We start from the raw sequence: 10029 nt of genomic DNA, 5'->3' as shown, positions 1-10029 counted from the left end.
CGCGATTCGCCCCCGGGGGTGTCGGGCGGGGGGGGGCGCCGGGGGGGGGGGCCCCGGGGGGGGGGGGGGGGGGGGGGGGGGGGGGGGGGGGGGGGGGGCCCCCCCCCCCCCTCGACAGGTGGTCCCGGGGGCGGCCCCGGCACGTCGGCTACTGCGGCCAGGCGGCGTCGATGTCGGCGGCGGTCTTCTGGATCGACTGCCCCTCCGCGAACCAGGCGGTGAGCGACTTCCACTCCTGCCCGGCGCCCACGGCGGCCGGCATCAGGTCGGAGCCGTCGAAGCGGAAGGTCGCCGACGGGTCGGTCAGCGCCTCGGCCGACAGCTTGTCGATCGGGTCGGTGTAGAGGCTCTTGTCCACGCCCTGGTTGGCCGAGACCCAGCCGCTCGCGGTCTTCACCCGGCTGCTCGCCCAGTCCGAGCTGGACAGGTAGTTCTGCACCGCCTGCACCTCGGGCCGGCCGGAGAAGGCCGCCAGGAACTCTCCGCCGCCCTCGACCGGGTTGGCGACCGACGGGTTCACCGCGGGCAGGTGGAAGGCGAAGACGTCCCCGTCCGGCCCGACCTTGGTGCCCTTGGGCCACTGCGCCTCGTAGAACGAGGCCTGCTGGAGCATCAGGCACTTGCCGCTCAGGATCGGCGTGCCCGCGTCCTGGAAGGTGGTGGTGGCGATCGACTTCACGTCGCCGAAGCCCGCGTTGACCCAGGCCGGGTTCTGCATCCAGTCGGCGACGGTCTTCATCGCGGTGGTGATCTTCTGGTCGGAGAACTTCACCTGGTGGCCGACCCACTGGTCGTACACCTCACCGCCGTACGAGCCGAGCACCACCTCCTCCAGCCAGTCGGTGGCCGGCCAGCCGGTGGCCGTCCCGGAGGCGATGCCGCCGCACCACGGCCTGGCGCCACCCGCCTTGGCGATCCGGTCGCCGAGCGCCATCAGGTCGGCCCAGGTCTTGGGCACCTCGTAGCCGGCCGTCTTGAAGGCCTTCGGCGAGTACCAGACCAGGGACTTCATGTTGGCGCTCATCGGGGCCGCGTAGAAGGTGCCGTTGACCGAGCCGTAGGTCTTCCAGATCGGGCTCCACTTGTCCTGGTTGGCGACGGTCTGGGCGGGCGGCTTCACCACCTTGCCGCTCTTCACCATCTGCGCCAGCAGGCCCGGCTGCGGGATGATCGCGAAGTCCGGGGCGTTGCCGCCGGAGACCCGGACCGGCAGCTGGGACTCGAAGTCGTTCGAGCCCTCGTAGCTGATCTTGATCCCGGTGCACTTGCCGAACTCGGCCCAGGACTTCTCCAGGTTGTCCGACTCCGGGCTCAGGATCGAGGCGAACACGGTCACGGTGGTGCCCGAGTGCCCGGCGTACGGCTGGTACCTGGCGCAGTCACCGGACAGCGACGCGGCCGACCCGCCTCCGCCACCACCCGAACCGCCGGAGCTGTTGGAGCAGGCCGCGGTCAGCGCCAGCACCGCCACCAGAGCTGGTACGGCGGCCAGGCGACGGCGGTAACTCACGTGCGGTGCGGTCGGGTTGAGGGTCAATGCGGTTCTCCTCGCCAGAGCATGCTGCCGACGGTGGACTGAACGACATTGCGCTGTACCGGAGATGGGCCTGCGGGGAGCAGCGGGACGGGCGGCCGAACTGATCGAAGACGTTAACGCAGCCGTCGGCCCGCGCCAAGGTGCACGACTGCCCCCGACCGGAAACCCGATCGGGGGCAGGTGACATGACGTGGCGTCAGAACAGCCGGATCGGCAGCTCCAGCAGACTGTTCACCACCAGCGAGGGGCTCGGCCGCAGCTCGGCGTCCGGCACCGCGAGCGACAGCCCCGGGAAGCGCTCGAACAGCGCGGGCAGCGCGATCCCCGCCTCCAGCCGGGCCAGCGGGGAGCCGGGGCAGACGTGCGGACCGTGGCCGAAGGACAGGTGGCGGGTCGGGTCCCGGGTGATGTCGAAGACCTCAGCCGTCACCCCGTGCTGGAGCGGGTCGCGGCCGATCGCGTTGTACGAGACCAGCACCGGCTCGCCCGCCGGGATCACCACGTCACCGACCGGGATGGGCTCGGCGGCGAAGCGGAACAGGAAGTTGCTGGTCGGCGGCGTCCAGCGGAGCGACTCCTCCACCACCGCGTCCCAGGAGACCCGGCCCGAGCGGGCCAGCTCCAGCTGGTCCGGGTGGGTCAGCAGGGCCCGCACCGCGTTGCCGATCAGGTTCACCGTGGTCTCGTGGCCGGCTGCGATGATCACCCGCAGGGTGGCCGCCGCCTCCGCGTCGGTCAGCGCCCCGCCCTCGGTGTCGGCCGCCAGCAGCACGCTTGCCAGGTCCTCGCCGGGAGCCGAACGGCGCTGCGCCACCAGGTCGTTGACGAAGGCGTTCAGTCCGGCGACGGTCGCCTGGATGCCCTCCGGGTTCGGCTTGATGCCGAAGAACCGCTCGTACAGGTCGCGCAGCAGCGCGTGGTCCGACTCCGGCACGCCCAGCAGCGAGCAGATCACCGTCATCGGCAGCGGGAAGGCGAAGGCCGTCTTGAGGTCCACCACCGGCTCACCCGCCGCCAGGGCGTCCAGCAGCGCGTGGGTGACCTCCTCGACGCGCGGGCGCATCAGCTCCACCCGGCGCGGGGTGAAGGCCTGGGCGACCAGCGCCCGCAGCCGGCGGTGCTCGGCGCCGTCGGTGGTCACCATGCTCGGGCCGGGCACCGCCAGGCCGATCAGCGGCCAGGTCTTCGACACCTCGCCGCGCTGGTAGGCCGCCCAGTGCGCGGCGTCCTTCACCAGCCGGGCGTCCGTCAGCAGGTCGCGCGCGGCGGCGTGCTGCGTCACCGCCCAGGCGCGGACCCCGCCGGGCAGCTCGACCGGCACCGCCGGGCCGGCGGCCCGCAGCAGCGCACCCTCGGCCGCGTTGTCGCGGGCCAGCGGGTCGAGGACGATTCGGGCCGGAGCAGCGGTCATCGACAACTCTCTTTCGAACGGCTGGTGTTGAATGATCAGGCCGGGTGGCCCGGGGTGAACGAGACCGGGAGCGCCACCAGCCCGCGCACCCAGGCCGACGGCCGCCACACCAGCGCGTGCTCGGCCACCGCCAGCCGCAGGTCCGGCAGCCGGTCGAGCAGCACCTCGATCGCGGTGGTGGCGATCACCTCGGCCGCCTCCTGGGCCGGGAAGGGACAGCCGTGCTCGCCGTACGAGTAGCTCATGTGCGCCCGGTTCCCCTCCGCCGGGCGGCCGTCCGCCTGCCGGACCGCCGGGTCGGCGTTGGCCCCGGCGATTCCGAGCAGGACCATGTCCCCCTCGCCGATCCGCTGACCGCCCAGCTGGGTGTCCCGGACCGCCCAGCGGCCGACGAAGATCTGGGTCGGGGTGTCCTCCCAGAGCGCCTCGTTCAGCGCCTGGCTGATGCTGCGCCGGCCGCCGGCCAGCGAGGCGGCGAACCGCTCGTCGGTGAGCATCAGCCGCAGCGCGTTGGAGATCCAGTACGAGCTCGGCTGGTGGCCGGCGATCAGGAGCACCCGCAGGTCGCGCATCACCTCGTCGTGGGTCAGCCCGGCCTCGTGCGCCAGCATCCGCGAGGCGATGTCGGCGCCCGGGTACTCGGCCTTCTCCTCCACCAGCGCGAGCATCAGCTCCAGCAGCCGCTGGGCGCCGGCCGGCGCGTCCGGGCCGCCGTCCAGCATGGCCAGCAGCGCCGCGATCAGCTGCGGCGCCTGCTCCTCGTCCAGGCCGAGCACCCGGCACAGCACCAGCAGCGGCATCCGGTGCGCGTACTCGGCGACCAGGTCGGCCTCGCCGCGCCCGGCGAACTCGTCGATCAGCCGGTCGGCGATCTCCTCGGCGTGCTTGCGCAGCTCGTACGGGTCGATCCCGGCCAGCGCGTCGGTGACCGCGCGCGAGCGCCGGACGTGCTCCTCGCCCTCGGCGTAGAGGATCGAGGGGACGGGCGCCATCATCGGCTTCAGCGGCCAGTCGGCGGGCAGCGTCGCCCAGGCGTGCCAACGGCTGGAGTCGCGGCCGAACAGCTGCGGCTGGCCGGTCACCTGCTGGAGCTCGCGGTAGCCGATCACCAGCCAGGCGGGCACCCCGCCGGCCAGCTCGACCGGGGCGACCGGGCCGTGCGCGGCACGCAGCTCGCGGTAGAGCTGGGATGGGTCGGTCTGGAAGCGCGGCCCGTACAGCGGCGTGGCGCCGGCGTGCGCCGGGCAGCCCGGGGGCGGGGTGGCGGCGGGCTCGGTCACGGGGTGCTCTCCTCGTAGATCGCGGTGCGGGACCCTGCCGGGGCGGGCTCTTCCCCTCCGGCGGCTACCGGGGCGGACCAGTCGGCGGTGACCGGGGCGGCCCCGTCGGCCGGGGAAGCCTCATCGGCCCCGTCGGCCAGGCTCGCCGCGTCGGCCCCGGCCAGGGCGGCCAGATGGTGGACCAGGGCGATCAGCACCCGCTTGCCGGACTCGCGGTCGCGCGCGTCACAGTCCACCAGCGGCACCCCGGCCGGCAGGTCCAGCGCCTCGCGGACCTGCTCCAGGGTGTGGCTCGGCTCGCCGAAGTTGTTGCGGGCCACGATGAACGGCGTGCCGTGGTGCTCCAGCCGGTCGATCGCGTACCAGGACTCCTCCAGCCGCCGGGTGTCCACCAGGACGACCGCGCCCAGGGCGCCGCTGAACAGCCGGTTCCAGAGGAACCAGAAGCGCTCCTGCCCGGGCGCGCCGAACAGGTACAGCACCTGGCGCTCGGAGAGGGTGATCCGGCCGAAGTCGAAGGCGACCGTGGTGGAGCGCTTGCCCCAGGTGCCGGCCGGGTCGATGCCCTCGCCCGCCCTGGTCATCACCTCTTCGGTGTTCAGCGGACGGATCTCGCTGACCGACCCGACCAGGGTGGTCTTGCCCACCCCGAAGCCGCCGACCACGACGATCTTCAGCGCGTTGTCGGCGGTCGCCCGCAGCGGGGTGCGCGAGCCGGCGGGCCGCACGCCGTCCCCGGCGGCGGACCGGACGTCGGCATCGGACCGGACGTCGGCGTCGGGCCGGCCGTCGGCATCGACCCGGCCGTCATCAGCGGCCCGGACGTCAGAGCTGTTGGAGGCCATGCAGCACCTGCTTCAGCGTGTCGAGGTCGGGCAGCCGGGCCTTGTTCGGCGCGAACCGGGGGTGGCGGGCGGTGACGGCCCCGGACTCCAGCAGGTCGCCGAGCAGGATCTTCACCACCGAGACGGGCAGCGCCAGCTCCGCCGCCACCTCCACCACGGCGGTCGGGGCCTCGCACATCCGCAGGATCCGGGCGTGCTCCGACTGCATCCCGGGCGCCGGCTGCCGCTCGGCGACGATCAGGGTCACCAGGTCGAAGGCGTTCTCCGGAGCCCGGCTGCGTCCCCGGGTGATGGTGTAGAGGCGGTCGGGGTCGTCGTCGCGCCCCGGCAGCACCGGCCCCGCGGTCATATCGTCGCGCTCTCTCGCACGGCCTCGCCTTCCGTACCCCGGGCGGGCGCGCTGAGATGGACCCCGATCTGCTCGATCAGGCCGTGCATGTTGTGGCCGACCACGCCGACGTCCGCCTCGTCGTCCGTGACCACCGCCAGGTGGGCTCCCTCGCCGGCCGCCACGATGCACAGGATGCCGCCGTGGAACTCGGTCATCGACTGCCGCACGCCTCCGCTGCCGTCACCGAACTCGATCGAGGCGCCGTGCGCCAGGCTCTGCAGGCCGGAGGCGATGGCGGCCAGCTGGTCGGCCTGGTCGGTGCTCAGTCCGGCGGTGTGGCAGAGCTTGAGACCGTCGGCGGAGAGAACCAGCGCGTGCCGGGTGCCGGGGGTCGCCGCCAGCAGGTTCTCCAACAGCCAGTCGAGGTCGCGGTCGTTGGCACTGCTCATCAGGTGTCCTTCTCGGTGACGGGGGAAGCGTCGGGCATGGTGTCGGGGTCCGTGGTCGGCGCCCCGGCAGGGGGCTGCTCGGCCCCCGCGGGACGGGCGGCGGCCCGTCGGAACGCGCCGAACCGGGCGGCCGCAACCGCCGCGTCGGCTCCTGCGGGCTTCGCGGCCCGGTCCGCCGCGGGAGCGGCGGTGGCCAGCGTCTGCCCGCGACGGCGCTGCGGCAGGCCGCTGTCGGTCATCCGGGCGGGCGCGGCCGGCAGCGCGGGCGCGGTGGCGGTCTGCGCCCCGGGCAGCGGTTGTGCCCCGGTTCGCGCCCCGACGGGGGTCCGCTGCGCGGAGGGCGCCGGAGGCAGGGAGGCGGGGGCGGGACGCGCCGAGGTGAGCGCCGGGCGCGCGTTCTCCGCGGACGGCGCCTGCGCCGGGACGGATGCCTGGACGGGCGCCGGGGCGGCAGTCGGTGCCAGGTGGGTGACCAGCTGCTGCGGGATCAGCACCACCACCCCGGTGCCGCCACGCGCCGACGGCCGGAAGGAGATCTGCAGCCCGTGCTTGCGCGCCAGCACGCCGACCACCGCCAGCCCCAGCCGGGTCCCGGCGGAGAGCGTGGCGAGGTCCAGCGGCTCGGCGGAGACGGCCCGCTCGGCCCGGCGCAGCCAGCTGTCGCTCAGGCCCAGCCCGCTGTCCTCGACGGTGACCGCCAGCCCGGCCGGCACCTCCTCGACGTAGACGTGCACCTCGGCCGGCGGGGCGGAGAAGTTGGTGGCGTTGTCCAGCAGTTCGGCCAGCGCGTGCATCACGCCCTCGGCCGCGTGCCCGGCGACCGCGGCGGTGCTGGCGTTGTGCAGCCGCACCCGCTGGTAGGCGCCGATCCGGCCGAGCGCACCGCGCAGCACCGACTCCACCGAGATCGGCTTGGCCCAGCGGCGCCCCGATCGGGCACCGGTGAGCACCGCGATGCTGTCGGCCATCCGGCCCGCCTGGGCGGTCGAGTGGTCCAGGCTCAGCAGGTCGCCGAGGACCTCCTCGTCGTGCCGGTGCTGCATCTCGCGCAGTTCGGCGTGCATGCTCGTGGCCAGCGCCTGGACCCGCCCGGCGGCGGTCGCGCAGACCGCGAGCGCGGCGGCCCGCAGCCGCTCGCCGCGGCCGATCTCCTCGCCGACGGCACGCAGCAGCGCGTACTGGGGGTGCTTGCGGTGGACGGCCAGCGCACTGTCCACGGCCGCGCCGGCCCGCAGCTTCGTCACCACCTCGGGCAGTACGCCGTCGACGATCCGGGCCAGCTCGGCACGCTCGGCCTCGGCCCTGGTCCGCTCCGCCTCCACCCCGGCGCGCTCGGCGTCGAGTTCGGCCCGCAGCCGGGCCAGCTCGGCGTGCACGGCGGTGACGTCCGCCTCCGCCCTGGCCTGCTCGGCACGGGCGGCGTCCCGCTCGGCGAGCGCGGCGGCGGCGTGGTCGGCGGCGGCCGTCTCGGCCTGCCGGGCCCTGCCAGCGGCGACCAGCGCGGCCCGGGTCTCCTCGTGCTGCGCGGCCAGTTCCTCGGTCAGCCCGCGGTTGCGCTCAACGCCGGTCGCCGCGAGCCCGACGGCGATCAGCCAGAGCACCGTGACGGCGACCACCGCGAGGGCGGTGAGCGGCTGGTGCGCGCCGAACGCCCGGGTGACGCCGACCGGCGCGGCGACCAGCGCCAGCAGCACGGCCACCGCGGTCAGGGCGACGGTGCGCGGCGCGGGCCGTCGGCGCGATCGGCCGTCGGGGCTGGTGGCTTCTCTCATCGGTGCGGTCCTCGGCAACGTCGGCGGGCGGCGGCGCGGGCAGCGGGTCGGCGACGGTCGCGGCCGCCGACAGCTGGTCGGGCGCGATACCGGACCGCCCGGCGACGCAGCGAATCGCCTCCGGGCATCTGATCGGTTCACGCTTTCGGCCGATCATATCGATTCAGACATAGGCCTCAAGCGGACAGTTGACGGCCAGTCTCCCGCCATCACGCCGACCCCCCAACCACCCAGCACCACCGACGGCACCCGCCGGGGCGCCACGGCTCACACCCCCGGGGAAGCCCCGAGCCTCCCCTCGACCGCCCGCCGCACGGCGTCCGGGTCCAGCCCGTGCTCGACGACCAACCTGGCCCCGAGCCCCTCCCCCTCGCGCAGCACCCCGAGCAGCAGGTGCCCCACCGCGATCTCCCTCGACCTCAGCCGCAGGGACTCGCGCAGCGACAGCTCCAGCGCCTTCTTCGCCCGGGCCGTGAACGGGACATGCCCGGACGCGCCGCTCCCCCTGCCACCGCCGGAACGGAACCAGCCCCGGCGCTTCGACTCCTCCTCAGGCGGGGCGTCCAGCGCCCCCTTGCCGAAGACCGACTCGACGGCCTCGCGCACCGCGCCCAGGTCGACCCCGATCGAGGCCAGTGCCTGCGCCGGATCCCCGTCGCCCGAGCGGCTGCGCACCGCCCGCCGCGCCGCCTCCCGGTCCAGCCCGGCGTCGGTCAGCACGGCGACGGCCGGATCCTCGGGCCGACCCAGGATCGCGAGGAGGAAGTGCTCCGTCCCGACGTGCTCGTGCCCCAGCTCCCGCGCCTCCTGCCGGGCCGCGACCACGACCTGTCGCGCCTCTTCCGTGAAACGCTCGAACACCGCTCAGCCTCCGTCCTCGTCCTTGCCGGATCCGCGTCGGGCGTACTTCTTGTGGACCGCCTGCCTGGTCACCCCGAGGCAGACCGCGATGTCCTGCCAGGACCAGCCCTGGGACCTGGCGTTGCCCACCTGAAGGCCCTCCAGACGGTCCGCCAGATCGCGCAGCGCACGCACCGCCCGGAGCCCCACGGCGGGGTCACGGCTGCTCGCGGCAGCCGCGAGTTCTCCGCTCTCGCTCATGCCGTCAACTTTGGTTGACATCCACTCGGATGTCAACCCTGGTTGACGTGCGAACGGCCTCAGCGACCGCCGAACCGTCGCTCCAGCGCCTCCTCGAAGGTCCCCCGACCCACCGCCCGATCCGGCGTCAGGTTGCCGCCCTCCCGCAGCCCGCGGCCGACCGCTCCCGGCAGGTGCAGCGGCAGCAGCACCCGGCGCTTGCCCGCCGCCCGCAGGTAGGTCCCGGCCAGCTCCCGGTACGAACGCACCTGAGGGCCGCCCACCTCCGGCGCGAAGCCGGCGGGCTCCCGCCCCGCCAGGTCCACGACCGCCTCGGCCACCTCGCGGACGTCCACCGGCTGGAACGCCGCCCCACTCACCACCGGGAAGACCGGCAGCCGCACGGAGGCGTCGAAGAACTTCAGCACCAGGTCGTGGAACTGCGTCGCCCGCAGCACCGTCCAGCCCACGCCCGACTCCCGCACCACCCGCTCGCAGGCGAGCTTCGTCCGGTAGTACGCGATCGGCACCCGGTCGATCCCGACGATCGACACGTACACCAGGTGCCGCACCCCGGCCTCCCCGGCCCGCGCCACCAGCGTCCGGACCCCGGCCACGTCCTCCTTCTTCTGGGTGGTCGCACAGTCCACCACCACCTCGGCCCCGGCCAGCGCCTGCGCCATCCCGGCCCCGCTCACCAGGTCCCCGACCACCCACTCGACCCCGTCGCCCCCGGCCCGCACCCGCCGGCTCAACCCCCGAACCGCCACCCCGCGCGCCACCAGCAGCCGCACCACCTCCCGCCCCAACGTCCCCGTCGCCCCGGTCACCAGCACCGTCCCGGCCATCGCCCCGCTCCTCTCGTCACATGCCTTCACCCCCTACGGACCGGACTCCACCCCCGAACGTGACATCGGCACGCCCGGGGACTCGACCTGGGCCGTCCGGACCCGCCTGACCGAGGTCCGGATCCGGTGGCAGTTCGCGCACACGACCTCGCACTTGGCGATCTCCGCCGCGATCTCCACCCACGGCTTCCTCTCGGCGATCATCTGCGACACGCTCGCCGACTTGGCTCCGCGCACGTGGTCCCAGTCGAGCCCCCGCGCCCATCCCCGCCAACCGCAGTCGGCGCAGCCCCGCGCCAGTTTCAGTCGGTCATTCCGGTCCTGCGACTCCACCCTCCGGGCCCAGGACGGGGGCATCCGTTCGCTTGACCGCCCGCGCTGGCGCATCGTCCGCGCCCGATGGCAACGGGCACAACGAACCTCGCACTTGGCGAGCTCGGCCAGCAGCCGCTCCTTGCTGACGCACAGCTGTACGA

Annotated in this window: 11 protein-coding genes; all 11 read right to left on the bottom strand. The window is 74.2% G+C overall.

Annotation, left to right across the window (positions count from 1 at the left end; all coding sequences use genetic code 11):
• Positions 1-148: 148 nt before the first annotated feature.
• Positions 149-1537: an ABC transporter substrate-binding protein gene (locus ACGF0D_RS37985; protein WP_392883672.1), complete on the bottom strand. Its 1389-nt coding sequence runs from the start codon at positions 1535-1537 to the stop codon at positions 149-151.
• Positions 1538-1733: 196 nt separating this feature from the next.
• Positions 1734-2948, bottom strand: coding sequence for a cytochrome P450 (locus tag ACGF0D_RS37980; RefSeq protein ID WP_392924350.1), 1215 nt, complete (start codon positions 2946-2948; stop codon positions 1734-1736).
• A gap of 35 nt (positions 2949-2983) precedes the next feature.
• Positions 2984-4228 (bottom strand): cytochrome P450, encoded by a 1245-nt coding sequence (locus tag ACGF0D_RS37975; protein ID WP_392883668.1) that lies wholly within the window; start codon positions 4226-4228, stop codon positions 2984-2986.
• Positions 4225-4956, bottom strand: a complete 732-nt coding sequence (locus ACGF0D_RS37970) for an ATP/GTP-binding protein (RefSeq protein WP_392924356.1) — start codon at positions 4954-4956, stop codon at positions 4225-4227. Before ACGF0D_RS37970 ends, ACGF0D_RS37975 begins: the two co-directional genes overlap by 4 nt.
• A 97-nt stretch (positions 4957-5053) precedes the next feature.
• Positions 5054-5422 carry a DUF742 domain-containing protein gene (locus ACGF0D_RS37965; protein WP_392883665.1) on the bottom strand — a complete coding sequence of 123 codons (369 nt, stop codon included), beginning with the start codon at positions 5420-5422 and terminating at the stop codon, positions 5054-5056.
• A complete protein-coding gene (locus ACGF0D_RS37960) occupies positions 5419-5853 on the bottom strand; it encodes a roadblock/LC7 domain-containing protein (protein WP_392883663.1) in 435 nt (144 codons plus the stop codon). Before ACGF0D_RS37960 ends, ACGF0D_RS37965 begins: the two co-directional genes overlap by 4 nt.
• A complete protein-coding gene (locus ACGF0D_RS37955) occupies positions 5853-7625 on the bottom strand; it encodes a sensor histidine kinase (RefSeq protein ID WP_392924347.1) in 1773 nt (590 codons plus the stop codon). Before ACGF0D_RS37955 ends, ACGF0D_RS37960 begins: the two co-directional genes overlap by 1 nt.
• A gap of 267 nt (positions 7626-7892) precedes the next feature.
• Positions 7893-8486, bottom strand: coding sequence for a Clp protease N-terminal domain-containing protein (locus tag ACGF0D_RS37950; RefSeq protein ID WP_392924344.1), 594 nt, complete (start codon positions 8484-8486; stop codon positions 7893-7895).
• Between the two features lie 3 nt (positions 8487-8489).
• Entirely contained in the window at positions 8490-8726 is a 237-nt protein-coding gene (locus tag ACGF0D_RS37945) for an RNA polymerase subunit sigma-70 (protein ID WP_363393067.1), read from the bottom strand.
• A 59-nt stretch (positions 8727-8785) separates the two neighbouring features.
• Positions 8786-9553, bottom strand: coding sequence for an SDR family oxidoreductase (locus ACGF0D_RS37940; protein ID WP_392924341.1), 768 nt, complete (start codon positions 9551-9553; stop codon positions 8786-8788).
• Between the two features lie 33 nt (positions 9554-9586).
• Positions 9587-9757, bottom strand: coding sequence for a hypothetical protein (locus ACGF0D_RS37935; protein WP_392924338.1), 171 nt, complete (start codon positions 9755-9757; stop codon positions 9587-9589).
• Positions 9758-10029 lie beyond the last annotated feature (272 nt).

Source organism: Kitasatospora sp. NPDC048298 (genome assembly GCF_043201465.1).
Classification (GTDB): Bacteria; Actinomycetota; Actinomycetes; order Streptomycetales; family Streptomycetaceae; genus Kitasatospora.
This window is presented reverse-complemented; position numbering and strand designations above follow the sequence as displayed.